Here is a 25,426-nt window from a genome sequence, read left to right on the forward strand (position 1 = left end):
GCTTTCTAGTCAACGCCTCGCGCGAGGGCGCGCCGCCTCGCGCACGCGAGGACGCGCCGCCTCACATGCCCCAGCGACGCGCCGCCTCACATGCCCCAGCCGTACTGGTCCGGCATCCGGACCGGGTCGCCGAGTTCCCGCGCCGCCTGCTGGGCCCACGACGGGTTGCGCAGCAGTTCGCGTCCCAGCAGCACCGCGTCCGCCTCGCCGTTGGCCACGATCTTCTCGGCCTGCTCGACGTCGGTGATCAGGCCCACGGCGGCGACCGGCAGCGGGGCCTGAGTCTTCACGCGCGCGGCGAACGGGACCTGGTAGCCGGGCCCGGTCGGGATCCGGACGCGGGGGACGTTGCCGCCGGTGGAGACGTCGAGCAGGTCGATGCCGTGTGCCCGGAGGTCGCGGGCGAAGCGGACGGTGTCGTCGGGCGTCCAGCCGCCCTCCTCCAGCCAGTCGGTCGCCGAGACGCGGAAGAACAGCGGCTTGTCGTCCGGCCACACCTCCCGCACGGCGTCGACGACTTCGAGGGCGAACCGGGTGCGGTTCTCGTACGAGCCGCCGTAGGCGTCGGTGCGGTGGTTGGAGTGCGGCGACAGGAACTCGTGGATCAGGTAGCCGTGCGCGCCGTGGATCTCGGCTATCTCGAAACCGGCCGCCAGGGCCCGGCGCGCGGCGTCCGCGAACTGGCGGACGATCTCCCGGATCTGCGTGGCCGTCAGCTCGGTCGGCACCGGGTGGCGCTCGTCGAACGCGAGCGGGCTCGGGGCCGCCGGCTGCCAGCCGTGCGCGTCCGCACCCACGGGAGCCCCGCCCTTCCAGGGCTGCGCGGTCGACGCCTTGCGGCCCGCGTGGGCGAGCTGGATCGCCGGAACCGTGTCCTGGGACCGCAGGAAGTCCGTGATCCGGCGGAAGGCCTCCACCTGGGTGTCGTTCCACAGGCCGAGGTCCTGGGGGGAGATGCGGCCCTCGGGGGACACGCCGGTGGCCTCGACGACGATCAGCCCGGTGCCGCCCACCGCGCGTGCGCCGTAGTGCGCGAAGTGCCAGTCGCCGGGGACGCCCGCCAGGGGGCCCTCCGGTGCGGCGGAGTACTGGCACATGGGCGGCATCCACACCCGGTTCGGGATCGTGGTGTCACGCAGTCGGAGGGGCTGGAAGAGGGCGCTCATGAGGGCTGCTCCCTTGGTCGCGGCAGGAGGAACAGCTCGTACGATAAACCTCGTAGTACGGCGAGTGTCAAACTATGATGGTTCTCGTACAATGAGTGGGCCAACGGAGGTCCTTCCCGAGCGGTGGGACCTCCCGGACGAACTGGAGCCGCCGTGACCCCCGCCGCCACCGCCGCCGGCCCCCGCGACCTGCCGCACCCGGCACGCGAGGAGATCCGGCTGGAGGGATTGCTGCACGCCCTGTCCGACCCGGTGCGGCTGCGGATCGTACGGGACCTCGCCGCCGACAGCGACGAGCTCTTCTCCTGCTCCTACTTCGACCTGCCGGTCACCAAGTCCACCACCACGCACCACTTCCGGGTGCTGCGCGAGAGCGGGGTGATCCGGCAGACCTACCGGGGTACGGCCAAGATGAACGGCCTGCGCAGGGACGACCTGGACGCCCTCTTCCCGGGGCTGCTCGACGCCCTCCTGGCCGCCGCGGCCCGCCAGGCCGCCCGCCTCGGCGCCGGCTGAGCCGGGACCCGCGTACCAGGGGCGCGGCCGTCCGCCCTCAGGTCGTGGCCGTCCGTGCCGCCGCCAGCAGCGACTCCCAGTCGGGCAGCTTGACCACGTGGCGCCCCAGCGAGGTGCCGAGGTCCGCCTCCGCCCGCTCGATGGCCCGCCACCCGGACCACTCGACCGGCTCGAGCCCCTCGGCGCGCAGGAGCGGGAGGGGGTCCGCCGGAAGGGCCCGTCCGGTGAGCGCGGCGGCGTCCGCCAGCAGGGACGTCACCGTCTCCTTCGCGCAGGGGCGGTTGGTGCCGATGACGCCGGTGGGGCCACGCTTGATCCAGCCGGCCACGTACTCCCCGGGGGCGACCACGCCGCCCCGCAGCACGCGCCCCGCCCGATGCGGCACCGTGCCGCTCGCCGCGTCGAACGGCAGCCCCTCCAGCGGCACCCCGCGGTAGCCCACCGACCGCAGCACCAGTTGGGCCTCGATCTCCTCGTACCGCCCGGTGCCCGTCACGCCGCCGCGCCCGTCCGGCGCCGTCCGCTCGAAGCGCACGGCGCCCACCCGGCCGTCGCCGTCCGCCGTCAGTTCCACGGGGCGCAGGAAGAAGCGCGGCCGGATCCGCCGGGCGGCGTCCGGCGCGGGCCGCCCTGCCCAGTCGCGCAGCACCTCCACGTTGCGGCGCTGCGCACCGGGCAGTCCGGAGGGATCCCGGTACCCGGCGTCCAGCGCCAGCTCCGCCGGGTCCACCACGACGGCGGTGTCCGGCAGGGCGCCCAGCTCACGCAGCTCCTTGGTGGTGAAGCGGGCCTGCGAAGGGCCCCGCCGGCCCACCATGTGCACGTCGGCCACCCGCCCGGCGGCGAGTGCGTCGAGCGCCGCCTGAGGCATGTCGGTACCGCTCAGCTCGGCGGTGCCGCGCACCAGCATCCGCGCCACGTCGACGGCGACGTTGCCCACCCCGATCACGACCGCGGACCGCGCCCCGCGCAGGAAGCCGTCGTCCACCGCGTCCGGATGGGCGCTGTACCAGGACACGAACTCGGTCGCCGACCAGCTTCCCGGCAGTTCCTCGCCGGGGATGCCCAGCCGCCGGTCGGTGGCGGCGCCCACGCAGTACACCACCGCGTGGTACAGCTCGCGCAGCCGCGCCGACGGCACGCCCCCGGGGCCGACCGGGACGCCGCCGAGGAACCGCACCCGCTCGTGCTCCAGGACGGTGCGCAGGGTGTTCTGCAGCGACTTGATCTTCTCGTGGTCCGGCGCCACTCCGTACCGCACCAGCCCGTAGGGGCAGGGCAGCCGGTCCAGGACGTCCACGCGCACGTCACGGCCGAGCTGGACGAGGCTCTGGGCGGTGTAGCACCCGCTCGGTCCCGAGCCGACGACGGCGACACGCAGCACGGCGGAACTCCTTGTCCGGGAGGCGAATGGTCCGGAAGCCAGAGGGTTCGCTGGTGTTCCCAGCATCCCACCGCCGGCGCTCCGCTGACAGGGTGCCGCGCCCGGTGAACGGCGCATGTTCCGTGCGTGTTCCGTTCGTATGGAATGTGATCATTCGGTTACGTTGCGTGTGTGCTCGAAGCATCCTTCGTTGATCGTTCTCTCCAGCTTTCCGATCGCTGTCCGGACGACGGTGAGATGTCCGTGCGGCACACCTGGGTGGTGCGTGAGGGTGACACCGTCACGTCGTGGTTCGAGGTCCACCTGACGTTCGCCGACGGCGCCCGCGTGGAGGCGCTCGCCGTGCTGTCCGGTCAGGGCGTGCGGGTCGAGGACGTACGGGCCGACCCGCCACTGTCCCTCGACGACCTGGCCGTGCTCGCCGAGTGGCTGGAGAACCCGCTCTTCGAGGCGTGTGTGGCGGGCTCCGCGGATGACCCGCCCGCCGCCGCGCGGCGACGGGCCCGTCCGGCCTGGCCGCGCGGCAGGGAGGGGCGCCGGCTCGCGGCGCAGGAGTACCGGGCCGCCCGGGAGGTGGGCGGCGACCCGGTCCTCGCGGTGATGCGCGCGACCGGGCACAGCCGGCGCAGGTCGCTCAGGCTGATCGGCCAGGCGCGCGACGAGGGCTTCTTGGCCCCGCGTCGCGCACGGCGCTGAGGCGCTGCCGACGGCCCGTCAGAGCATCCCGCGCATCCGCGAGATCTCGCTGGTCTGCTGGGCCACCACGTCATCGGCCATCTCCTCGATCCGCACGTTGTTGCCCTGCGACTTCACGTCCGTGGCCATGGTGATCGCGCCCTCGTGGTGAGTGATCATCAGCTTGAGGAAGAGCTGGTCGAAGGCCTCGCCCTTCGCCGCGCGCAGCTTCTCCAACTGGGCCTTGGTCGCCATCCCCGGCATCGAGGCGTGGTCGTGGCCGCCGCCGGTCTCCTTCTCGCCGTGGTTCTCGAGCCAGCCCCTCATCGCCTCGATCTCCGGCCCCTGCGCGGCGGAGATCCGTGCGGCGAGCTTTTCGACCCGGCCGGACTCGGCCTGCTCCGGCACGAGTTCGGTCATCTCCAGCGCCTGGGCATGGTGCTGGATCATCATCCGCGCGTAGGAGACGTCCGCCGAGTTGGGGGAGTCGTCGTCGGCGCGCTGCTTCGCGGCGTCCTCGGCGGAGAGCGTGCGGTTCCCCTCGCCCGGCTCGCCCGGAGCGATGACCGATGGCCCGGCCGCGGCAGCCGGTCCGGTGTCCGGACCGGAGTCGCAGGCCCCGAGCCCGAGCACGGCCAGTGCGGTCAGTGAGGCCGTGACGAGCGACGCTCGGGACAGTGCGGGGCTGAAGGGCACAACGACCTCCTGTGGCTGGGCGTGCTCTGTCGGGGAGGGATGCGAGGCACCTAGTTGTATTGATCACGAGCCTTGTTAACGCCGGCGGGGCTTGATCACGGCGAAGACCTCCGGTGTGGTGAAGCTGTCTAGGAACGCACCACACGGAGGTCTTCATGTCCCACCGTAATGCCCGGCTGACCGTTCACGGCAGGCGGCTGCTGGTCGAGCGTGTCCGTTCCGGCCGTCCGGTAGCGCATGTCGCGGCCGAGATGGGCGTCTCACGGCCCACGGCTCACAAATGGCTGCTGCGCTGGCGAGCAGAGGGCGAGTCCGGCCTGCACGACCGTTCCAGCCAGCCCCGCAGGACGCCGCACCGGACCCCGGCCGCGCTGGAGGACCGGGTCTGCCGACTGCGGCAAGAACGCAAGCTGGGCCCGGCCCGCATCGGACCGATCCTGGGCCTGCCCGCCTCCACCGTCCACCGGGTCCTGGCCCGACACGGCCTGAACCGTCTGGCCTTCCTGGACCGCCCCACCGGACAGGTCATCCGCCGCTACGAACGCAGCCGGCCCGGCGAGCTCGTCCACGTCGACGTCAAGAAACTCGGCCGCATCCCCGACGGCGGCGGATGGCGCATCCACGGCCGTGCCGCCTGCCCCGACCGCCGCCGCACCACCGGCTTCGACTACATCCACTCCGCAGTCGACGACCACAGCCGCCTCGCCTACAGCGAAGTCCACCCGGACGAGAAGGCCGCCACCTGCGCGGCCTTCCTGCAGCGGGCCGCAGCCTTCTTCGCCACCTGTGGCATCCTCCGCGTCGAACGCGTCCTGACAGACAATGCCTGGCCCTACCGCAAGAGCTTCGCCTGGCGGCAGGCGCTTGCCGACCTCGGCGCGTCCGGCAAGCTCACGCGCATCTACCGGCCGCAGACCAACGGCAAGGTCGAACGCTTTACTGACTTCGGCTCGCCAGGGTGAATCTTTGCGAAGTCCCTGATGGGTCTGGAGCGGTGGCTGTATTCCGTGGTGTGTGAGATATGCGGATGGGGGCGGGCTGACCGCTGCGGGACGTCGGCGCCGGGAGTCGGTGCGGATGCAGGCGGCCGAGCTGTTCGAGCAGGAGATCAAGCCGCCGGAGGTGGCACGGCGACTGCGGGTGAGCCTGAAATCGGCCTACCAGTGGCACCAGCTGTGGCGGGACGGTGGTCATGAGGCTCTGGCCTCCCGCGGCCCGAGCGGATCCCGTTGCCGGCTGTCCCCGCGCTGTCTGGAGAAACTGGCTGCGTACCTCGATGAGGGCCCGGCCGCCCACGGCTGGGTGGAGGACCAGGTGTGGACCGCGGCGAGGGTGGCCACGCTGATCGGCCGGAAGTTCCACGTCTCCTACAGCGTCTCCGGTGCCACGAGGCTGATGCACCGGCTCGGCTTCAGCCCGCAGGTCCCCGCACGGCGGGTCGCCGAGCGCGACGAGAGGGCCGTCACCGTGTGGAAGGAGGTGACCTGGGCGGAGGTAAAAGAGCCCGGGCGGCCTGCGGGGGCTACATCTGCTTCGAGGACGAAGCAGGGTTCACGCGGAAGCCGCCCCGGGGACGAACCTGGGGCCGGCGCGGGCACACCCCGGTCGTGACCGTCAGCGGGCGACGCTCGGGGCGGCTGTCGGTGGCCGGACTGATCGCCATGCGGCCCGGCTCCCGTACCCGGCTGTGCCACCGCCTGCGCGCCCACCGGGCGGGCAGAGGCAAACGCCGCAGCATGGGCGAGCGTGACTTCATCGCGCTCGTCGACGGCGTCCACCAGCTCCTCAAGGCACCTATCGTGCTGGTCTGGGACCGCCTCAACACCCACGTCTCTCACGCCATGCGCAAGTTGATCGCCGAGCGCGCATGGCTGACAGTGTTCCTGCTGCCCGCCTACTCACCCGACCTCAACCCCGTCGAATGGGTATGGGCACACATCAAACGCAGCCTGGCCAACCTCGCCGTCGTCGCGCTCGACCGGCTCGAAGCACTCGTCCGTAACCGACTCAAGCGCCTTCAGTACCGGCCCGGCACCCTCGACGGCTTCATAGCCGGCACCGGCCTGACTCTCGACGAACCTGCCTCACCCTGACGAGCCGAAGTCAGTAACCGCACCCTGCTCGACGAATGGGCCTACCTGCGGCCCTACACCAGCAACGCTGAACGCACCGCCGCCCTGGCAGACTTCCTGCACACCTACAACCACCACCGTTGCCACACCGCACTCGGCGGCCACCCACCCATCAGCCGCGTGAACAACGCTTCAGGTCAATACACCTAGTGGGTGCGATGAGCGTCCTGGCAGGCTTCCGTGCCTCACTGATCAAGAAACCTCCGTGCGAGTTTGTTGAGGCCCTCTTGATATGTACATGGTCAATACGATACTGCGGGGATGGGTGAACCGTTCCGACGGGAACGGACGTAGGGAGGAAACAGTGACCCTGTTGAACGACCCGCGAACGCGGCGCAGACGCCTGGGAGTCGCGGCCGCCGCCGCCGGACTCCTGTCCGCGCTGCTCACCGCCGGCCCGGCCATGGCGACCCCCGACCCGGGGGACGGTCCGGCCACGTCGAAGGAGGTGTCCAAGAGCGCGCGCGCCGAGGTGCGCGACGCCATCGAGAGTGGCGAGATACCCGGGCAGGACGAGACAGTCCACTCCGAGAACATCGAGCACCTGACCAACATCCCCAAGGACGCGCTGTCCGGCACCAACTCGGACCTGGCCTTCCAGGGACGGTACGCCTTCGCCGGCAACTACGACGGGTTCCGCGTCTTCGACATCAAGAACCCGAAGAAGCCGAGGACCGTCGCCCAGGTACTGTGCCCCGGCTCCCAGAACGACATCTCCGTCTCCGGCGACCTGCTGTTCCTGTCGACCGACTCCTCGCGCAGCGACAGCAGTTGCAACAGCACCACTCGGCCCGCGACCGAGAAGTCCTCCTGGGAGGGCATGAAGGTCTTCGACATCAGCGACAAGCGCAACCCGAAGTACGTCGCGGCCGTCGAGACCGCCTGCGGCTCGCACACCCATACGCTGGTGCCCGAGCGCAGGAACGTCTACGTCTACGTCTCCTCGTACTCACCGAACGCCGCCTACCCCGACTGCCAGCCGCCGCACGACGGCATCTCCGTCATCAAGGTGCCGCGCAAGGCCCCCGAGCGGGCGGCGGTCGTGGACTTCCCCGTGCTGTTCCCCGGTGAGGGGCCCGACGGCGGCGGCAACCCGGGCGGGCCCACCAACCCGGGTGTCTCCAAGACCACCGGCTGCCACGACATCACCGTCCTGCCCTCCGAGGACCTCGCGGCGGGCGCCTGCATGGGCGACGGCATCTTGTTCTCCATCGAGGACCCCGAGCGTCCGAAGGTCATCGACCGGATCCAGGACAACGTCAACTTCGCGTTCTGGCACTCGGCGACCTTCGACCAGGACGCCGACAAGGTCGTCTTCACCGACGAACTGGGCGGCGGCGGAGCCGCCACCTGCAACGCGGAGATCGGCCCGCACCGCGGCGCCGACGGCATCTACGACATCGTCGGCAGGGGCGACCACCGCGAACTGGTCTTCCGCAGCTACTACAAGATCCCGCGCCACCAGGCGGACACCGAGAACTGCGTCGCCCACAACGGCTCGCTCATCCCGGTCAAGGGCCGCGACATCATGGTCCAGGCCTGGTACCAGGGCGGCGTCTCCGTCTGGGAGTTCACCGACTCCGAGCGGCCGAGGGAGATCGCCTACTTCGAGCGGGGCCCGCTGACCACGGACAACATCACCACCGGCGGTTCCTGGTCCGCGTACTACTACAACGGCTACATCTACTCGAACGACATCGCCAAGGGCTTCGACGTCCTCAAGCTCAATGACCGGCGCACCGACCCGGCCAAGCGGGTCCACCTGCGCGAACTCAACGCGCAGACGCAGCCGGACTACTTCGACTGAGCCGTCCGGCCGGTCCGATCCGTCGGGGCCGGCCGACCGGGCACTCCGGTCGAGAAGAACCGTGACAGATCCGTGTCGCACCTCGTCCCGTCGGGCGTCTCGGCGTCCGGCGGGACGCCCCGTTCCCACTCCAGTCGGTAGCGCTCGAACAACTCGGCGCGCAGCAGCGGCACGGGCATCGGCGCCCCCGGCATCAGGGCGGCGAAGACGGCGCCCATCAGCAGCGCGCGCAGCATCGGGTAGTCCCGGTCGACGTCCTGCGAGCCGTGCCGGGCCACGGTGTCGCGCAGCAGCTCCGCGAGCCGTCGCTGCTCCGGGCAGGGCACGAAACCCACCTCGGCCTGGAGCAGGCCCGCCATGTGCTGGCGCATGAGAACCGGCCGGTCCCGGGCGAGGCCCAGGATCGCGTCGATGGCCCGCGCCATCCGCTCCGGCCCCTCGGAAGTGTGCGGCTCCCGCTCCAGCGCCTCCTCCAGCGTGCGGTGCATCAGCCGGTGCACGGCGGACTGCACCAGTTGGCGCTTGCCGGGGAAGTAGTACGAGACCAGACCGCGCGCCGAGCCCGCCCGGTCGGCGATGTCGCCCAGCGTCGTCGCGTCGTACCCGCGCTCACCCACCAGCTCCACCGCGGACTGCAGGAGGCGCTCCTTCGAACGCTTCCGCAACTCTTCATTGACCGAGGCGCTGCGCGGGGACATGCTGTACTCCTGCGTTGACTGGCCGACAGCCAACCATACTCGGCGCAGACGGACGGGCCCAGCGGGCCAGGTCCGGTCACCGTCTGCCTCGGGCGACACGGGGGATCGTCTGAGGCGGGCGGACGCCCGGCTGCCCCGGGCCACGTGCCCGGCCCGCGCGGGCGTTCCCCGCGCGGGGTGCCGTCAGCGCACCAGATCCAGCACCGGCCGCAGTCCGGCCGGCCGCTCGGTCACCGGGAGATGGTCCACGAAGTGCACCGCGCACCCGAGGGCCGCCGCACCGCCGTCCGCCCGCCGGTCGTCACCGACCATCAGCGTCCTGCCCGGTTCGGCGCCGAGCGCCGCGCAGGCGGTCGCGAACAGCCGCGGGTCGGGTTTGCGGATGCCGTGCTCGTACGACAGGACGTAGGTGTCCACATACCGGTCGAGGCCGTGCGCGCGGAAGACCGGGCGCAGGTCCCAGCCGATGTTGCTGACCACGCCCACGGCGATCCCGTGCCCGCGCAGCGCGCCCAGCACCTCGGCGGCGTCGGGGTACGGGCGCCACGCGACCGGTGCCATGTGCCGGTCGTACAGCGCGTCGTGCAGCCCCGGGCCGGGCAGCGGCACCTGCCGGGAGAGCCCGGTGTACGCGGCCCGGTGCAGCTCGGGGCTCTGGTCGCGGGTCTCCCACACCTCGGCGAGTTCCTCGGGCACCCGCAGCGGATTCGCGCCGCCCGGCAGCGCCCCCGCCGCCTCCAGCGCCCGGGCCGTCTCGGCCAGCTCCGGGCCGGGGAGGGCCAGTCCGGCACCGGCGAGCGCCGCGCGCAGCCAGGCGTCGGCGGATTCGACGCGGAAGAGGGTCCCGGAGAAGTCGAACAGGACGGCGGCCATGGGCCGATCCTACGAGGCGGTGTTCCACTCCGGGGCAGATCCCGGCCGCGGAGGACGCAGGCGAAGTCCTGCTCGCGGACGACGGAGCACGCCCCGCAGGACGGGCAGCGCCAGTAGGCGACTTCGTGGGTGAAGCGGCCGGGGCGGGGCAGGCCGGCCCGGTCCGGGGCATGGGCGACCGGGCCCCACGGGACGAGGTCGGGGCGGTAGCCGGTGGAGTGGTTGCCGAGCTAGGTGACCGTCCACGTCCCGGCCACGCGGTCGAAGGCGATCCCGCCCGCGCCCAGCACGTTCCGGCCGCCCGCGCCCAGCACGTTCCGGCCGCCGGCGCACGCCACGTGCTCGCCGCGGCGCGGAGCGAGCCGCAGCGGACCGTCGAGGCCGACGACGCGGGTGAACGGCTCCGCGCCCGCCGCCGGGCCCCGATCCGTCACCCAGGTCCCGACGTCGGCGGCCGAGCGGATCGAACGGCCCTCCGTGCCGGACCGGGCGGCAGCCCGCAGCTCGGGCGGGCCCACGTAGCCGCAGACGGACCGCAGGCCGTGCGCCGGCGTGGTCACGGGTGCCGACGCCGGTGGACCAGCACCGCGACGGCCACGACCAGGGAGCCCAGGAGCCAGCCGCCGACGACGTCGGTGGCCCAGTGGACGCCGAGCCACACCCGCGTCACGCCGACTCCGGCCACGGAGACCACCGCCACGGCCAGGGCTGCCAGGCGTGCGGCGCGGGCGGCGCCGTAGTAGTGCAGGAGCCAGACCAGCAGGCCGCACACGAACGTCGCGGTCATGGCGTGGCCGGAGGGGAAGGCCGCGTAGTGCGCGGAGTCCACGGGATCGGGCCAGACCGGGCGGGCGCGGTCCACCGCCGCCTTCAGCGCCTGCTGCGACAGGCTGCCCAGCAGACACGTCACCCCCAGCCACACGGCCGTCCAGCGGTCGTCCCCGCGCCGGAACCACAGCCACACCACCACCGCCGCGCACAGCAGCCGCATCGTCCACGTGTCCCAGACCCAGTCGGTGAGGATCCGCATGGCGTGCGTGATGCCCGGTTCGTCGACCGCCCAGCGGTGCGTCGTGCCGGCGATGTCGTCGTCCAGGCCGGTCAACGGGCGCCACTCCACGGCGACCAGGGAGAGCAGCAGCGCGGAGCACAGGGCCAGCGCCCAGGTGACGCGGAGGGCGGTGCGGGGCTGCGGCGGACGGGGCGGGGAGTCGACGGGCGGCGTCTGCATCCTGCGATACTCGCCGACCCGGGGGGTCCGGGGCCAATTCGCGGGCCGGCCTCCGGGCAGGCACCCGGGGGCCGGTCCCGGGGGCGGGAGCGCGGCGAGGGACTACCCCAGCGCCCGCAGGCCCGGCACGAAGGCCACCAGCACCGGCACCACCGGTACCAGCGCGGCCGCCGCCGTCAACCGCAGCCGCCGGGCCGCCGACAGCCGGTTCGGCGGCGTGAGCAAGCGGTGTACGCGCTGCGGGACCTGGGCCTGCGTGGTGGGGCACGGGCCGAACACGCCCCGGTCCTCGTTGAGTTCGACCAGTGCCAGAGCGGTCGTCAGCCGGCCGAAGCGGCGGGAGGCCACGTCGTCGGCGGCCAGTTCGACCAGGCGGTGCATCTCGTCGCGGAACGCCGCGAACACCGGAACCTGCGGGAACCCGTCCGCCAGCGCGGCCGAGCAGTGCAGCAGCCAGTCGTGCCGCGCCTGCGCGTGGCCCTTCTCGTGGGCCAGGACCGCGTCCAGTCGCCGGCCCTCGAGGCGCCGCAACGCGGCGGTGGTGACGACCAGTTGCGGGGAAGCGCCCGGCAGCCACCAGGCGTCGGGCCGCTCACCCTCCAGGACGACGAGCGGGTCCGAGCCGGGCACCTCGCCGGGCAGCACCGGTGCACGCAGCAGGAGTTCGGCCCGGCGCCGGCGACGCCGGGCCCTGGCCCGTACGACCTCCCGCGCCAGCATCGCGGCGCTCCACAGCCCCCCGCAGGCCAGCGTGACGGCGGTGGTGTCCGCCCACAGGCCGGAGGTGCCGAGCGCGTAGGCCTCGACCACCGGGCCCGGCGCCGTCGCGAAGACGTGCCCGCCCACCGCGTGCCAGGCGGCCGCCGCGCTGAACGTCATCGACAGCGCGCAGCACACGAGGACGGCCGCCACCACGCACTGCCAGACCCACAGCGCGACCACCGGTTCCCGGTCCGGCCAGTCCGCCCGGGCGAGCAGCCTGGGGGCGAGCACGGCGGCCACAGCGGCGAGCAGCAACAGTGCCGCGGGGAGAATCATGGGGGCAGCCTATGAGCGTCGCGCCGCCGGCGGTGCGGCCCGCCGTCCGAAGTGACGCAGGCAACGGTTGCGTACGGGGTTTGCCGGGTAGGTGCGGCACTCGGGTGTCACATGGTCAGCAGCATGGTCAGCATCGCGATCCCCATGGAGAGCCGGCACGCCCGCGTCAGCTCCGGACGGTCGCCCCATCCGGCCGCCGGGCCGCCCCCGGTCACGGCGACGACCGGTATCAGACGTACGCCGGTCAGCAGCACATAGCCGGTGAAGTAGAGCAGCAACGCCCCGGTCAGCAGGGGTGTTCCGGAGCTGCCGTGACCGTGGGCGCGGGCGGGGGAGCCGGCCATCACCACCGCCATGTGGACCATGGCCGCGGTCCCGACGAGATGGTGCAGATGGTGACGCCCCGACCGGGCCGCCCACAGGGCGCGCAGTCCGGCGGCGCCGAACACCACCGCGTAGCCGGGCCAGGCCCATCCCGGCGGGGTGAACACCGCCGCGGGCACGGCCATGGCGGCCATGCCGAACCCCATGAAGGCCTCGCCGCCCGCGGCGCGGCGCTGCTCCTCGACACTGCTGCGCATGCGCAGCAGGCAGTAGGCACCGGTCGCCGCGCAGAGCGCGACCAGCAGCCAGCCGGACGAGGCCGGTCCGTGCACGGGTGCCTCCCCGCTCGGTGCTCGACGGTCGGTCAAGAACTGCCCGGACCGTGCGGCGCGCACGCGAGCGCGAGGATGTACACGGGGGGTGTTGGGGGAGCGCGGGGCATCGTCGCCGGTGGGCGACCGGCGACGCCTGGACCTTTCCTTTACTGGTAAAACACCTGTTAAGCTTCATCGTATGAGCAGTGCGACCCCCACCTCCGGCACCTCTTCGGGCCGACGTCTGTCCCTCACCGGCGTGCTGCGCCTGCGCCGGCCCTCCGAGATCTGGTTCAAGCCCGCCCTGAGCTCGGTCGCCGCCGTCGCCCCGCCCAACCTGATCCTGCTGGCACTCGGCCGGCTCGACCTGGCGATGTACACCATGGCCGGCTCCCTGTGCGCGCTCTACGCCCACAACCGCCCCTACGCCGCCCGGGCCCGCACCCTGGCCCGGGTGGTGCTCGGCATGCTCGGCGGCGTAGCCGTCGCCCTGGTCACCGCCTCGCTCACGCGGAACGCCGTCGTCCTCGTCACCGTCGGCGCCCTGCTCGCCGCCGCGCAGAAGGCGCTCTGCGACGCCACCCGCGTCGGCCCGCCGGGCAACGTGGTCCTGACCTTCATCAGCTCCGCCGCCCTGTTCGCACCCCAGACCCTCGGCCAGGTCCCCTCTCACCTGGCACTGGGCGCCGCCGCGGGAGCCTGGGCCTGGCTCGTCGGCATGGCGCCCGCCCTGGTCCGCCCGCACGGCCCGGAACGCCGCGCCACCGCCCAGGCCCTGAACGCCGCGGCCGCGTACGCCGACACCCGCGGCACCGGGGACGGCCACCCGGCCGCCCGCGCCGCCGGGTACGCCGCCGTGCAGGCCGCCTGGCAGACGCTGCTGTCCCTCCCCGCGACGGGCACCCGCGCCACCACCCGGCACGCCCTGGAGCGCCTCGTCGTCCGCGCCGAGGTCGCGCTCGCCGCGCCCGCCGACACGGACCCGGAGCGGCTGCGCGCCTGGGCCCGCGCCCTGCGCGGCACCGGCCGGATCCCTCGCGCCGGCGACACGCCGGGCGCCACCGACGAACTCCTCGGCGTGGACGCCGAGCTCGCCGCCCGCCCCACGCCCCTGTGGCGGCGGCTCGGCCCGCTGGCCCCGATCGCCGCCCGCACCGCCCTCGGCTGCGCCCTGGCCGGCTACGCCTCCCTCGCCCTGGGTATCGGCCGCCCCTACTGGGCCCTGGTCACCGCCGCCGCGCTCTACCAGGCCAACATGGCCCTGACCTGGAGCCGCGCCGTCCAGCGCGTCGTCGGCAACGTCGCCGGGGTGCTGCTGTTCGCCGCCATCGCCCCGCTGGCCCACTTCGGGCAGGCGCTCCTCGTGCTGTTCTGCCTCGCCCTCAACTTCGGTGCCGAGGCGCTCATCACCCGCAACTACTGGCTCGGCAGCGTCTGCGTGACCCCGATGGCGCTGCTCATCACCGAGTTCGCCGGGTACCAGGCACCCGGCGAGCTGATCACCGAGCGGGTGGCCGACACCCTGGTCGGCGCCCTGGCCGGCTTCCTGGCCGCCGTCGCCGTCACCAACCGGCGCGCCGGGAGCCGCGTCGGGCAGGCGGTGACCGCCGCCGACCGCGCCCGCGAACACGCCGCCCGTCTCCTGGCGGAGCCCGACCCCGCCCCCGGCGCCCTGGAGGCCGCCCGCCGGCAACTGGCCGCCGCGCTCGCCGACCTGCGCGCCACCGTCGACGCGGCGGCCGGCGAATGGTGGGGGCGCGCCCTGCCCCAGGAGAGGGTCGTACTCGCCGAACAGTCCGGACACCGTACGCTCGCCGCAACGGTGCGACGCCAGGCAGCGCGTCCGGACCGGGACACGGGCACGAGCACGAGAACGGAGGACGTACGGCCATGACCGCAACCGACGGGGGCTCGGCGACCGGGGGCGACGAGAGAGGCGGACCGGGCGGGGACACCGTCGCCGCGGTCGTACGCCAGTGGCGGGCCGTCCACCCGGACCTGGACACCGGCCCGATGGAGATCATCGGCCGCATCAACCGCTGCGCCGCCCTCCTCCAGCAGGCCGAGGACGCCCCGCTGCGCCGGGCGGGCCTCAGCCGAGCCGAGTTCGACCTGCTCGGCGCGCTGCGCCGCACCGGGCACGAGCTGACCCCCGGCGACCTGGCCCGCGAGACGTTCTCCTCGGGCGCCGCCGTCACCAAGCGCCTCAAGCAGCTCACCGAGCGCGGACTGGCGGAGCGGCGCGGCGACACCCGCGACCGCCGGGTCGCCCACGTCCGCCTCACGGCTGCCGGACGCGACCTCGTCGACGGCATCCTGCCCGAACAGCTCGCCTACGAGTCCGCCGTCCTGTCCGGCGTGGACGGGCCCGAGCAGGGTGAGCTGGCCGCGCTCCTCGGGGCGCTGCTGGGCCAGCTCGAGGGCCGCCTGGGCGCACTGCGGGTGTGACGGGCCGGCGCGGTCCGGTGCTCGGAGCACGCAGCGGACCGTGCGGTGCTCGGAGCACGCAGCGGACCGTGCGGTGCTCGGAGCACGTGATGGAGCGTGCGGCGGTGGCCGGACCGGCGGTCGTCGGTCTCGGTCCAGCGGTCACCGTGGAAGTCGCGGGTGCCGGCCGGTTCCCCGACGAAGTCGTGCGGGCGGCCCGGGGCCCGGTGCCAAGGCGGGCCGTGGCCAGGACAAGCCGGGCCGGGCCGGGCACGGGCCCGGGGCTCAGCGCTCCTCGCCCGCCCGGTACACGCCGAACATCGCGCCCTGCGGGTCGCGCAGCACCGCGATGCGCGGTCCGTCGGGAGGCGAAGTGGGTTCCATCAGCACGGTGCCGCCACCGTCGGTCGTGTCGACCGCGGCGGTGTCCACGTCCGCGACCGCGAAATACGGCAGCCAGTGAGCGGGCACCTCGTGCGGGAACTTCTCGTCCATCGTCACCATGCCGCCGAAGTCCGCCCCGTCGATCCCCCACTGCGGGTACCGGTCCGAGGCGGTGACGCTCCAGCCGAACACCGTGGTGTAGAAGTCGGCGGCCCGGCCGGGCTCCCGGGTCAGCAGCTCCACCCAGCCCAGCGAGCCGGGCGCGTTGAACAGCCCGGCGCCCGGGAACGAGCGCCCCTGCCAGAGTTGGAACACCGCCCCGGTCGGGTCGGCGGCCACCACGAACCGGCCCGAGTCGAAGACGTCCGTGGGTCCCTGCTGGAGCGCCCCGCCGGCCGCCGTCACCTGCCGTGCGGCGGCGTCCGCGTCGCGCACGGCGAACGACACGTTCCACGCGACCGGCTGCGCCTGCTGGTAGAGCGGGGTCAGGGCGGCGACCGCCGCGTCACCGAGGCGGGCGATCGTGTAACCGCCCGCCTGCTGGCGGGAGTCCGTCTCGGGGCGCCAGCCGAACAGCTTGGTGTAGAACCGCTTGGCCGCTGCCAGGTCGCTGGTCCCCAGCTCCGCCCAGCAGGGCCCGCCGGTCACCGGTTCGTGGAGCTTCATCGCGTGGCCGTCCTTCCGCAGAGCCGGGAACCGTCCCTCTCCAGCACGCTAAGGCCGGGTGCGGGCGGCGGCCATCCGGCACGTGGCGGCGCGGTGGTTCAGATCCCCGGCCGGTGGCGCAGCGGATGGTCGGCGGGCACCTCCACGAGCACGATCCGCGTACCGTCCGGGTCCTCGATCCACATCTCCACCAGTCCCCACGGTTCCTGGACCGGTGGCCGCACGATCCGGACGCCCTTCGCGCGCAGTTCGTCGTGGGCCGCCGCCGCGTCCTCGACCTGGAGCCACAGCTTGAGCGCGGGGGCGAGGGGCTCCTCGGAGCGGCCGGAGACCTCCAGGAAGCCGCCGCCGAGGAAGTAGACGGTGCCCCGCTCGGGTCCGGTGCCGAACTCCCGGTGGACGGCGAGGCCGAGCTGCTCGCCGTAGAAGGCGCGGGAGCGCTCGGGGTCCAAGGGGCGGAGCAGGATCCGGCTGCTGAGTACATGCACCATGCTTCCCGAGACTACTGGCGGCGTTAGTCTCATCGGTGCCCGCGCCGCGCCCGCGAGCGGATCGTCGAGAACGAACCGGAGACGCCCCACATGGACACCGCCGCCAGCCCACTGACCTACCGCGACGCCACCGACGCCGACGTGGACGGCATCGTCGCCCTCATAGAGTCCGCGTACCGCGGGGATTCCAGCCGGGCCGGGTGGACCACCGAGGCGGACATCCTCCAGGGGCAGCGCACGGACCCGGAGGGGGTGCTGGAGGTCGTGAAGTCGCCGGACAGCCGGCTGCTGACGGTGGAGCGGGACGGCCGGATCGTGGCCTGCTGCCAACTGGAGCACCGGGGGGCGCACGCCTACTTCGGCATGTTCGCCGTCAGCCCCGCGCTGCAGGGCGAGGGCCTGGGCAAGACGATCCTCGCGGAGGCGGAGCGGCAGGCCCGCGAGGCGTGGGGCGTGACGGAGATGCACATGACCGTGATCTCCGTACGCGAGGACCTCATCGCCTGGTACGAGCGCCGCGGCTACCGCCGTACGGGAGAGATGACCCCTTTCCCGTACGGCGACGAGCGCTTCGGCGTTCCGCAGCGCGACGACCTTCAGTTCGAGCTGCTGGTCAAGCCGCTGGCCTGACGTCCGTCCGCCGTGGCGCTCACGCGGTGAAGCGGCCGGTGCGTTTGATCTCCGGGTAGTCGGTCGTCGCGCCGTCCAGGCCGAGGGCGCGCACCAGCCGCAGATGGTCCTGCGTGTTCACGGTCCAGGAGAAGACCCGCAGGCCCGCTTTCCGGGCCCGCTGCACGATCTCCAGTGTGATCCGGTTGATGTCCAGGCACAGCGTGCCGGCGCCGGCCTCGACGGCACGGTCCACGACCTCGGGGCCGTAGTACTGGGCGACCAGCGCGGTCCGCACGCCCGGCACCAGCCGGGCGATCTCCACGATGGCCTCGTCGTGGAACGAGATCACCTCCACCCGGTCCACCAGGTCCCGCCGGTGCATCACCTCGGCGAGCGTACGCGCCGCCGCCGCGTCCTTGATCTCGGCCTGCAACGGCACCGACACGGCGTCCAGCACCTCCTCGAAGACCGGGACCCGCTCTCCGCGGCCCGCGTCCAGGGCCCGCAGCTCCTCGAGGGTCTGCTCGGCGATCGCGCCCGTGCCGTCGGTGGTGCGGTCCACGTCCGCGTCGTGCATGACGACGAGCGCGCCGTCCTTGCTCAGATGCAGGTCCAGTTCGACGACGTCGAGGCCGGCCTGCTCGGCGGCGACGAAGGAACGAAGGGTGTTCTCGGGTTCGACACCCATCACTCCGCGGTGACCGATGGTGAGGAAGTTCAAGGCTCGACTCGCTTCCGTCGACGTCGGCGATGGCAGGGCGGCAGCCTAACGGCCCTGCGGGACCGTTTCCCCACTGCCGCGCCTGGTATCCGGACTCCGGCATCCGGCAGGAAGAAATGCGGTGAAGGCCCGGGTCTGGCAGGATAATTTACGGAGGCTCCCCTTGCTGGGAGAAACCTCGTATGCCTACGGTGTCCTGACGCGAGCTTCTCCCGTGGAGGATGGGACATGACGGAAATTCTTGTGCAGGTGGGTGTGGAGGAGAACATTCCTCCGGCGAGCAGGGTGGTGGAGCACCCGGCGTGGCCCGTGCTCAAGGATGCCGTGGAGCGGGTCCGGCCATGGCAGTCCAAGGACGGGTCGATCGACTTCGACGCCGACGGCGCGCCCGGCCGGGCCGAGGCCGAGGACGCCGTACGCCGTGTCGCCGGCGCCGTCGAGGAGCTGTCCCCGCTGCTCCCGCACGACCGCGCCTACCACGAGGCCCTGGTGACGGACCTCGGCCGCTGGGCCGACGGCGGTTTCCAGGTGCCCGACTTCCTGGACTCGCTGCTGGCCTTCCAGCCCGCCGCGAACCGCGCCGACGGCCTCCAGCACCTGGTCGTCTTCCCGATGTACACGCAGAACGGCAACCCGGACCGCAACCTCGAGGCGGTCGTGCTGCGCATGGTCTGGCCCGACTGGCTGGCCGAACTGGAGCGCACCCGCTACGACAACCCGCTGTTCTGCGGCATCACCTTCGAGGACTTCACGGCCGGCTACGACACCAACTCGGCCGTTCTCTTCCCGGAGACCATCGCCGTGCGCGAGGCACCCGAGCGCTTCTCCTGGGGCGGCATCTTCTGCGACCGCGAGGCCGCCCGCTTCCGTCGCGTCACCGACGCCGCCGTCGGCATCCTGGGCGTGGAGCTGCCCGAGGACGTCGCCGCGATGGTGGACGACCAGAAGCGCTGCGAGGAGGCCTTCGTCCTGTGGGACATGGTCCACGACCGCACCCACAGCCACGGCGACCTGCCCTTCGACCCGTTCATGATCAAGCAGCGCCAGCCCTTCTGGATGTACGGCCTGGAGGAGCTGCGCTGCGACCTCACCGCCTTCAAGGAGGCCGTGAAGCTGGAGGCGGACGGCGTCCCGCAGGCCCGCGACGTGCAGTACGCGGTCCTCTTCGACCGCATGTTCCGCTTCCCGGTCACCGGCGAGCGCGTGCGCAACTACGACGGTCTGGGCGGCCAGCTCCTCTTCGCCTACCTGCACAAGCACGACGTCGTGCGCTGGACCGACAACAAGCTCTTCATCGACTGGCAGCGCGCCCCGCAGGTCACCAACCAGCTCTGCGCCGAGATCGAGACGCTCTACCGCGACGGCATCGACCGCCCGAAGATCGTCCACTGGTTCGCCGGCTACGAGCTGGTCTCCACCTACCTCGCCCCGCACCCGGGCTCGAAGTGGGCGAAGGGTCCCGACGCCCTGGACCTGTCCCTGCCGCCGCGCAAACTCGTCGATGACGTGCTTGCGGACGAGTTTCCGCTGAGCATGTTCTACGAGGCACTGTCCAAGAAGCTGAAGAACGTGATCGCCTCCACCAAGGGCATCACCGCCACGGCGGACGGCGCCGAGCGGGCCGCCGCGTGAGCGACGGCACCGGCACGCGGGAACAGACTCGGCAGACAGCACAGGCTCGGGAGGCGAGGACCATGGGGAACGGGACGCTCGACGGCGCGGTGATCGCGGTGGCCGGAGCGGGCGGACCCGCCGGACGGGCCGCGCTGCTGCGGCTCGCCGAGGCGGGCGCGACGGTCGTCGGCTCGGACAACGACCCGGAACGGCTGGCGGAGGCCGTCGACGCGGCCCGCTACGCGCACGGCGGTGCCACGGTCACCGGCGAGAAGGTCGACCTGCTCGACCTCGGCTCCACCCGTGCGTGGGCCGACCGCATCGAGAAGGACTTCGGCCGGGTCGACGGCGTGGTCCACCTCGTCGGCGGCTGGCGCGGCAGCCAGACCTTCACCAAGACCGACCTCGAGGACTGGGACCTGCTGGAGAAGCTGCTGATCCGCACGGTGCAGCACACCTCCCTCGCCTTCCACGAGGCGCTCCAGCGCAGCGACCGCGGCCGCTACGTCCTGATCAGCGCCGCGGGCGCGTCGCGGCCGACCGCGGGCAACGCCGCGTACTCGGCCGCCAAGGCCGCCGCCGAGGCGTGGACGCTGGCCATGGCGGACTACTTCCGCAAGGCGGGGGGCGAGCAGGGCCCGACGTCCGCGGCTGCGATCCTGGTGGTCAAGGCGTTGGTGCACGACGCGATGCGCGCCGAGCGTCCCAACGCGAAGTTCGCGGGCTTCACGGACGTGCGTGACCTCGCCGAGGCCGTCGCCGGAGTCTGGGAGAAGCCCGCCCCGGAAGTGAACGGAAACCGTCTGTGGCTGACCGAGAAGCCGTGAACCCACCGAAGACCGACGCGCGTCGCCATCACGACCCCGAGGTCCGCGGTTTCGCCAGTGACAACTACGCCGGCGCGCACCCCGAGGTGCTCGCCGCCTTGGCGCTGGCCAACGGCGGGCACCAGGTCGCGTACGGCGGGGACGACTACACCGAGAACCTCCAGCGCGTGATCCGCAGCCACTTCGGCTCCGGCGCCGAGGCGTTCCCGGTCTTCAACGGCACCGGCGCCAACGTCGTCGCGCTCCAGGCGGTCACCGACCGCTGGGGCGCGGTGATCTGCGCCGAGAGCGCACACGTCAACGTCGACGAGGGCGGCGCCCCCGAGCGCATGGGCGGCCTCAAGCTGCTCACCGTGCCCACGCCCGACGGCAAGCTCACGCCCGACCTGATCGACCGGCAGGCGTACGGCTGGGACGACGAGCACCGCGCGATGCCGCAGGTCGTCTCGATCACCCAGAGCACCGAGCTGGGCACGCTTTACACGCCCGACGAGATCCGCGCCATCTGCGAGCACGCCCACGCGCACGGCATGAGGGTGCACCTGGACGGCTCCCGGATAGCCAACGCCGCCGCCTCCCTGAACGTCCCGATGCGGACGTTCACCAACGCGGTCGGCGTCGACCTCCTCTCGCTCGGCGGCACCAAGAACGGCGCCCTGTTCGGCGAGGCGGTCGTGGTCCTCAACCAGGACGCCGTGCGCCACATGAAGCACCTGCGCAAGCTGTCGATGCAGCTCGCCTCCAAGATGCGCTTCGTGTCGGTGCAGCTCGAGGCGCTGCTCGCCAAGGACCTGTGGCTGCGCAACGCCCGGCACTCCAACGAGATGGCCCAGCGACTGGCCGAGGGCGTGCGCGCCGTGCACGGCGTGGAGATCCTCTACCCGGTGCAGGCCAACGCGGTCTTCGCCCGGCTGCCGCACGACGTGAGCGAGCGCCTGCAGAAGCGGTTCCGCTTCTACTTCTGGGACGAGGCCGCGGGCGACGTGCGCTGGATGTGCGCCTTCGACACCACCGAGGAGGACGTCGACGCGTTCGTCGCCGCCCTCAAGGAGGAGACGGCACGCTGACGAGGCCTCTCCAGTAGTGCATAGGTATGCGGTCACCTGAAAAGTCATTGACTGACGGGTGATCGCGTTTCTATGCTCTGCGGGCATGGAGCTGATCCAGAACAACCCCGACCTGTCCGCCTACCTGGCCGCCGACGAGGTCATCGACCACGATCACCCGCGTGTACGGGAGGTGGCCGGGCGGCTCGCCAAGGAGGCGGAGGACTCGTATGCCTATGCGCGGCTGGCTTTCGAGTTCGTGCGTGACACCATCCCGCACTCGCAGGACTCCGGTGACCCCCGCGTCACCTGGCGCGCCTCGGACGTCCTGGAACAGCGCACCGGCATCTGCTATGCCAAGGCCCACGCGCTGACCGCGCTGCTGCGGGCCGAGGACATCCCGACCGCCCTGTGCTACCAGCGGTTCGACGTGGTGCACGGGCTGGTCGCGGTGCGGTTCAACGGTGCCTGGCACCGCCAGGACCCGCGCGGCAACAAGCCCGGCGTGGACGCCCGGTTCTCCCTGGGGCGGGAGCGGCTGGCCTTCACGCCGGACACCGCGGCCGGCGAGGCGGACTACCCGGGCCTGTACGCCGCGCCCCATCCGGTCGTGCTGGACGTGCTGAGGGCGGCCGCGGACCGGTCCCACCTGTGGGAGACGCTGCCGCCCGCGCTGGCGTCGTAGGAACGACCGCCCCGGCCGGGGTCAGCGCGCCTCGGCCGTGCGCAGTTGCTCCTGCGTCGGGGCGGTGCCGCCGAGGTGGGCCGGCATCCACCAGGTGTCGTCCGCCCCCTTGGGGCGCACCGGGTAGGCGCGCTGCGCGGCCTCCAGCAGCTCCTGCACCCGCTCGCGCAGCCGGCGGGTGATGGCGCCGGCGTACTGCTCGCGGGAGGCTTCCATCGCCTCGCCGACCCGGATCGTGATCGGGACGTGGCTGCGCTTGAAATTGCGCGGGTGACCCTTGGTCCACAGCCGCTGCGTTCCCCACAACGCCATCGGGATCAGCGGGACGCCCGCCTCCTGCGCCAGGCGCGCGGCGCCCGACTTGAAGCTCTTCAGTGTGAACGACTCGGAGATCGTGGCCTCCGGGAAGACTCCGACGATCTCGCCGGACCGCAGCGAGTCCAGGGCGTGCGCGTATGCCGCCTCGCCCTGCTTGCGGTCCACCGGGATGTGCTTCATGTTCCGCATCAGCGGACCGGAGACCCGGTGCCGGAAGACCGACTCCTTCGCCATGAAGCGCACTAGCCGCTTCTGGGGGAGCGCCGCCAGGCCGTCGAAGATGAAGTCCAGGTAGCTGATGTGGTTGCTCACCAGCACGGCGCCGCCCGAGCGCGGGATGTTCTCCGAACCCTGACAGTCGATCTTGAGATCCCACACCTTGAACAGGGTGCGGGCGAGACCGATGGCCGGGCGGTAGGCGAGTTCTGCCATGGGCGGGTCGGACCCTTTCTTGTCAGCCTGGGAAGGGGACTCCCAGCCGAAAGTTACGCAGCCGTAGGTTTACGGCTTGTGGCAGATCGTGCCCCAAGAACGGCCCGTGTACCAGCCTTGGTGCCCGCCCGTGGCGAGATCCTCATCACGTCGTCGGCCCCTGGGTGGCTGAAACACGACGGTGAGCCGGGAATCCCGGGCGTCTCGCGAGCGCTGCACCTGAGGACGACCGGACTGGTGGCGCGCGGGTCACGCGCGTCCGTGAGTGCCGCGGTGGCGGCGGAACAGGGGCGAACGGGTGCGCGGGCAGGGCGACGGCGGGCGGCTCGACATCTCCCATCCGCGGCTCGACGCGGCCGACCTGGGCGCGGAGCTGGGCGCGCGCGCCACACTCGTGCAGTTCTCCAGCGCTTTCTGCGCTCCCTGCCGGGCCACCCGGCGGGTCCTCGGGGAGGTGGCCGGTATGGTCCCCGGCGTCACCCACGTCGAGATCGACGCCGAGGCCCGCCTGGAGCTCGTGCGCGCACTCGGCGTGCTCAAGACGCCGACCGTACTGGTCCTCGACACCGAGGGCCGCGTCGTGCGGCGTGCCGTCGGGCAGCCGCGCAAGGCGGACGTGATCGCCGCACTGGGCGAGGCGGTGTGACCACCGCCACGTCACCTGTGAGGCGTTCTCCACAGTCTCCACATCCGGGACGTATTTGACTGTGTGTGCCACCCGTCGTCAGCCTGCCCGTAGGCCCTCGCTCCCCTCTCCCCGGGCCGAGGCGCAACGCAGAAGGACACCCCGTATGACGGTCACGCCCGAGGTCGCCGCGCCGCGGCTCGCCACCGCCGACCTGCTGCGGTCCGCCTTCCGGCGGCACGCGGCGGGAGTCGCCGTGATCACCGCCCGCGGTGAGGCCGGTCCGGTCGGTTTCACGGCCACCTCCCTCACCTCCGTCTCCGCCGAGCCGCCGCTGCTCTCCTTCGGCATCGGTACCGGCTCCTCGAGCTGGCCGACGGTGTCCGAGGCCGAGTACGTCGGCGTCCACCTGCTCGGCGACCACCAGGAGGAGCTGGCGGCCACCTTCGCCCGCAGCGGCGCCGACCGCTTCGCGACGCCGACCACCTGGCGCGAGGGACCCGAGGGCGTGCCCGTGCTGGGCGGCGTCCTCGCCTGGCTCGTGTGCCGCGTCGTCGGCCGCGTGCCCGCGGGGGATCACCGCGTCGTACTGGCGGAGGTCCTCCTCGGTGACCCCGCGGGTGCCGGCCGTCCGCTGCTGTACCACCAGGGGCGCTACAACGGCCTGCGCGACTGACCCGGTCTCCGGGGGGCCGGTCCGCGCGACCGGCCGGACCCGGGGGCCCCTTCTGCGAAGCCGTCGGGTTCCGGTTACGCTGCGTTGCGAAGGTCACAGTTCAAAGCGCTTGCTTAGCGGGAAAGAACTGGGTGTACTGACGAGTAATATTCCGGGCGGAGCGCAGGTCGCCCCGACCGGGATCGGCCGCTTGGGGCGCCTATGCTGCCTGCAAGAGGCAGCACTGAAATGTCGACGCAGTAGGAGAGCCGGCGTGAGCTTGAGGATCGTTGTCACTGTGAAGTACGTGCCCGACGCCACCGGCGACCGGCACTTCGCCGATGACCTGACCGTCGACCGGGACGACGTGGACGGTCTGCTCTCCGAGCTGGACGAGTACGCGGTCGAGCAGGCGCTGCAGATCTCGGAGAACTCCGACGACGACGTGGAGATCACCGTCCTGACGGTGGGTCCGGAGGACGCGAAGGACGCGCTGCGCAAGGCGCTGTCCATGGGCGCGGACAAGGCGATCCACGTCGAGGACGACGACCTGCACGGCACCGACGCCATCGGCACCTCCCTGGTCCTGGCCAAGGCGATCGAGAAGGCCGGCTACGACCTGGTCGTCTCCGGCATGGCCTCCACGGACGGCACCATGGGCGTCGTACCGGCGCTGCTCGCGGAGCGTCTGGGCGTGCCGCAGGTGACGCTGCTGTCCGAGGTCTCCGTCGAGGACGGCACGGTCAAGGGCCGCCGCGACGGCGACTCCGCCACCGAGCAGCTCGAGGCCTCCCTCCCGGCCGTCGTGTCGGTCACCGACCAGTCGGGCGAGGCGCGTTACCCGTCCTTCAAGGGCATCATGGCCGCCAAGAAGAAGCCGGTTCAGTCCTGGGACCTGTCCGACCTCGACATCGACGAGGACGAGGTCGGTCTCGAGAACGCCTACACCACGGTCGACTCCGCGACCGAGCGCCCGGCGCGCACCGCGGGCACGATCGTCAAGGACGAGGGCGAGGGCGGCAAGCAGCTCGCCGCCTTCCTCGCGGAGCGAAAGTTCGTGTGATGCAGC

At 72.3% G+C, this 25,426-nt stretch carries 27 protein-coding genes and 2 pseudogenes; 16 read left to right on the forward strand and 13 right to left on the reverse strand.

Annotation, left to right across the window (positions count from 1 at the left end; genetic code table 11):
* Positions 1 to 86 precede the first annotated feature (86 nt).
* A complete protein-coding gene (locus B1H29_RS32330) occupies positions 87 to 1,166 on the reverse strand; it encodes an NADH:flavin oxidoreductase/NADH oxidase (RefSeq protein WP_055420576.1) in 1,080 nt (359 codons plus the stop codon).
* Positions 1,167 to 1,319: 153 nt separating this feature from the next.
* Between B1H29_RS32330 and B1H29_RS32335 the strand changes: the two genes are divergently transcribed.
* Positions 1,320 to 1,682, forward strand: a complete 363-nt coding sequence (locus tag B1H29_RS32335) for an ArsR/SmtB family transcription factor (RefSeq protein ID WP_055420575.1) — start codon at positions 1,320 to 1,322, stop codon at positions 1,680 to 1,682.
* A gap of 37 nt (positions 1,683 to 1,719) precedes the next feature.
* On the opposite strand, the gene B1H29_RS32340 is transcribed toward B1H29_RS32335, so the two are convergent.
* Positions 1,720 to 3,066 carry an FAD-dependent oxidoreductase gene (locus tag B1H29_RS32340; protein WP_055420574.1) on the reverse strand — a complete coding sequence of 449 codons (1,347 nt, stop codon included), beginning with the start codon at positions 3,064 to 3,066 and terminating at the stop codon, positions 1,720 to 1,722.
* 237 nt (positions 3,067 to 3,303) lie between these two features.
* On the opposite strand from B1H29_RS32340, the gene B1H29_RS32345 reads away from it, so the two are divergent.
* A complete protein-coding gene (locus tag B1H29_RS32345; protein WP_055420573.1) occupies positions 3,304 to 3,762 on the forward strand; it encodes a DUF6214 family protein in 459 nt (152 codons plus the stop codon).
* Between the two features lie 18 nt (positions 3,763 to 3,780).
* On the opposite strand, the gene B1H29_RS32350 is transcribed toward B1H29_RS32345, so the two are convergent.
* Positions 3,781 to 4,437, reverse strand: a complete 657-nt coding sequence (locus tag B1H29_RS32350) for a DUF305 domain-containing protein (protein WP_055420572.1) — start codon at positions 4,435 to 4,437, stop codon at positions 3,781 to 3,783.
* Positions 4,438 to 4,592: 155 nt separating this feature from the next.
* On the opposite strand from B1H29_RS32350, the pseudogene B1H29_RS32355 reads away from it, so the two are divergent.
* The 4 genes and pseudogenes from B1H29_RS32355 to B1H29_RS32375 form a co-directional block, all read left to right on the forward strand.
* Positions 4,593 to 5,372, forward strand: a pseudogene (locus B1H29_RS32355) (IS481 family transposase); the annotation flags it as partial.
* Positions 5,373 to 5,451: 79 nt separating this feature from the next.
* Positions 5,452 to 6,530, forward strand: a protein-coding gene (locus B1H29_RS40265) for an IS630 family transposase (RefSeq protein ID WP_432280061.1) whose coding sequence is annotated in 2 segments (ribosomal slippage) — positions 5,452 to 5,953 and positions 5,953 to 6,530 — 1,080 coding nt in all. Because the reading frame shifts where the segments join, the coding sequence is not laid out codon by codon here.
* Positions 6,531 to 6,719 (forward strand): annotated as a pseudogene (locus B1H29_RS32370) (integrase core domain-containing protein); the annotation flags it as partial.
* Between the two features lie 154 nt (positions 6,720 to 6,873).
* On the forward strand, positions 6,874 to 8,376 hold the full coding sequence (locus B1H29_RS32375; protein ID WP_055420570.1) for an LVIVD repeat-containing protein: 1,503 nt from the start codon (positions 6,874 to 6,876) through the stop codon (positions 8,374 to 8,376).
* Here the strand turns inward: B1H29_RS32375 and B1H29_RS32380 are convergent.
* From B1H29_RS32380 to B1H29_RS32405, 6 genes are all read right to left on the reverse strand, one after another.
* Positions 8,364 to 9,074: a TetR/AcrR family transcriptional regulator gene (locus B1H29_RS32380; RefSeq protein ID WP_055420569.1), complete on the reverse strand. Its 711-nt coding sequence runs from the start codon at positions 9,072 to 9,074 to the stop codon at positions 8,364 to 8,366. The two genes, B1H29_RS32375 and B1H29_RS32380, sit on opposite strands and share 13 nt — an antisense overlap.
* A 183-nt stretch (positions 9,075 to 9,257) precedes the next feature.
* Positions 9,258 to 9,947, reverse strand: coding sequence for an HAD family hydrolase (locus B1H29_RS32385; RefSeq protein ID WP_055420568.1), 690 nt, complete (start codon positions 9,945 to 9,947; stop codon positions 9,258 to 9,260).
* A 230-nt stretch (positions 9,948 to 10,177) separates the two neighbouring features.
* Positions 10,178 to 10,507, reverse strand: a complete 330-nt coding sequence (locus tag B1H29_RS40075; RefSeq protein WP_063787530.1) for a hypothetical protein — start codon at positions 10,505 to 10,507, stop codon at positions 10,178 to 10,180.
* Complete coding sequence (locus tag B1H29_RS32395) at positions 10,504 to 11,178, reverse strand: phosphatase PAP2 family protein (RefSeq protein ID WP_055420567.1); 675 nt, start codon at positions 11,176 to 11,178, stop codon at positions 10,504 to 10,506. The genes B1H29_RS40075 and B1H29_RS32395 overlap by 4 nt, the downstream gene beginning before the upstream one ends.
* A 102-nt stretch (positions 11,179 to 11,280) precedes the next feature.
* On the reverse strand, positions 11,281 to 12,216 hold the full coding sequence (locus B1H29_RS32400; protein WP_055420566.1) for a M56 family metallopeptidase: 936 nt from the start codon (positions 12,214 to 12,216) through the stop codon (positions 11,281 to 11,283).
* A 107-nt stretch (positions 12,217 to 12,323) separates the two neighbouring features.
* Positions 12,324 to 12,872, reverse strand: coding sequence for a DUF5134 domain-containing protein (locus tag B1H29_RS32405; RefSeq protein WP_055420565.1), 549 nt, complete (start codon positions 12,870 to 12,872; stop codon positions 12,324 to 12,326).
* Positions 12,873 to 13,053: 181 nt separating this feature from the next.
* Here B1H29_RS32405 and B1H29_RS32410 point away from each other — a divergent pair, with 181 nt between their 5' ends.
* Together B1H29_RS32410 and B1H29_RS32415 are read left to right on the forward strand one after the other, a co-directional pair.
* Positions 13,054 to 14,748 (forward strand): FUSC family protein, encoded by a 1,695-nt coding sequence (locus tag B1H29_RS32410; RefSeq protein WP_055420564.1) that lies wholly within the window; start codon positions 13,054 to 13,056, stop codon positions 14,746 to 14,748.
* Positions 14,745 to 15,302 carry a MarR family winged helix-turn-helix transcriptional regulator gene (locus B1H29_RS32415; protein WP_055420563.1) on the forward strand — a complete coding sequence of 186 codons (558 nt, stop codon included), beginning with the start codon at positions 14,745 to 14,747 and terminating at the stop codon, positions 15,300 to 15,302. Before B1H29_RS32410 ends, B1H29_RS32415 begins: the two co-directional genes overlap by 4 nt.
* 264 nt (positions 15,303 to 15,566) lie before the next feature.
* Here the strand turns inward: B1H29_RS32415 and B1H29_RS32420 are convergent, their stop codons facing one another.
* A complete protein-coding gene (locus B1H29_RS32420; protein WP_055420562.1) occupies positions 15,567 to 16,331 on the reverse strand; it encodes a VOC family protein in 765 nt (254 codons plus the stop codon).
* Positions 16,332 to 16,429: 98 nt separating this feature from the next.
* The gene (locus B1H29_RS32425) at positions 16,430 to 16,822 is read right to left on the reverse strand and encodes a VOC family protein (protein ID WP_055420561.1); all 393 of its coding nucleotides are present in this window, start codon (positions 16,820 to 16,822) and stop codon (positions 16,430 to 16,432) included.
* A 90-nt stretch (positions 16,823 to 16,912) separates the two neighbouring features.
* Here B1H29_RS32425 and B1H29_RS32430 point away from each other — a divergent pair, with 90 nt between their 5' ends.
* Positions 16,913 to 17,452, forward strand: a complete 540-nt coding sequence (locus B1H29_RS32430) for a GNAT family N-acetyltransferase (RefSeq protein WP_055420560.1) — start codon at positions 16,913 to 16,915, stop codon at positions 17,450 to 17,452.
* A gap of 19 nt (positions 17,453 to 17,471) precedes the next feature.
* On the opposite strand, the gene B1H29_RS32435 is transcribed toward B1H29_RS32430, so the two are convergent.
* Positions 17,472 to 18,155 (reverse strand): glycerophosphodiester phosphodiesterase, encoded by a 684-nt coding sequence (locus B1H29_RS32435; protein WP_055420559.1) that lies wholly within the window; start codon positions 18,153 to 18,155, stop codon positions 17,472 to 17,474.
* A gap of 228 nt (positions 18,156 to 18,383) precedes the next feature.
* On the opposite strand from B1H29_RS32435, the gene B1H29_RS32440 reads away from it, so the two are divergent.
* From B1H29_RS32440 to B1H29_RS32455, 4 genes are all read left to right on the forward strand, one after another.
* Positions 18,384 to 19,787: a DUF6421 family protein gene (locus tag B1H29_RS32440; protein ID WP_055420558.1), complete on the forward strand. Its 1,404-nt coding sequence runs from the start codon at positions 18,384 to 18,386 to the stop codon at positions 19,785 to 19,787.
* 62 nt (positions 19,788 to 19,849) lie between these two features.
* On the forward strand, positions 19,850 to 20,596 hold the full coding sequence (locus tag B1H29_RS32445) for an SDR family NAD(P)-dependent oxidoreductase (protein ID WP_055420557.1): 747 nt from the start codon (positions 19,850 to 19,852) through the stop codon (positions 20,594 to 20,596).
* Positions 20,593 to 21,663, forward strand: a complete 1,071-nt coding sequence (locus tag B1H29_RS32450) for a threonine aldolase family protein (protein ID WP_055420556.1) — start codon at positions 20,593 to 20,595, stop codon at positions 21,661 to 21,663. Before B1H29_RS32445 ends, B1H29_RS32450 begins: the two co-directional genes overlap by 4 nt.
* 85 nt (positions 21,664 to 21,748) lie before the next feature.
* Positions 21,749 to 22,327, forward strand: a complete 579-nt coding sequence (locus B1H29_RS32455) for a transglutaminase-like domain-containing protein (RefSeq protein WP_055420555.1) — start codon at positions 21,749 to 21,751, stop codon at positions 22,325 to 22,327.
* A gap of 21 nt (positions 22,328 to 22,348) precedes the next feature.
* On the opposite strand, the gene B1H29_RS32460 is transcribed toward B1H29_RS32455, so the two are convergent.
* Positions 22,349 to 23,077 carry a lysophospholipid acyltransferase family protein gene (locus B1H29_RS32460; RefSeq protein ID WP_055420554.1) on the reverse strand — a complete coding sequence of 243 codons (729 nt, stop codon included), beginning with the start codon at positions 23,075 to 23,077 and terminating at the stop codon, positions 22,349 to 22,351.
* A 265-nt stretch (positions 23,078 to 23,342) separates the two neighbouring features.
* Here B1H29_RS32460 and B1H29_RS32465 point away from each other — a divergent pair, with 265 nt between their 5' ends.
* The 3 genes from B1H29_RS32465 (at position 23,343) to B1H29_RS32475 (ending at position 25,420) form a co-directional block, all read left to right on the forward strand.
* A complete protein-coding gene (locus B1H29_RS32465) occupies positions 23,343 to 23,723 on the forward strand; it encodes a thioredoxin family protein (protein ID WP_079160581.1) in 381 nt (126 codons plus the stop codon).
* A 145-nt stretch (positions 23,724 to 23,868) separates the two neighbouring features.
* A complete protein-coding gene (locus B1H29_RS32470; protein ID WP_055420552.1) occupies positions 23,869 to 24,378 on the forward strand; it encodes a flavin reductase family protein in 510 nt (169 codons plus the stop codon).
* Between the two features lie 253 nt (positions 24,379 to 24,631).
* Positions 24,632 to 25,420, forward strand: a complete 789-nt coding sequence (locus B1H29_RS32475) for an electron transfer flavoprotein subunit beta/FixA family protein (RefSeq protein ID WP_055420551.1) — start codon at positions 24,632 to 24,634, stop codon at positions 25,418 to 25,420.
* Positions 25,421 to 25,426 lie beyond the last annotated feature (6 nt).

Source organism: Streptomyces pactum (assembly GCF_002005225.1).
GTDB classification, from domain to species: Bacteria; Actinomycetota; Actinomycetes; order Streptomycetales; family Streptomycetaceae; genus Streptomyces; species Streptomyces pactum_A.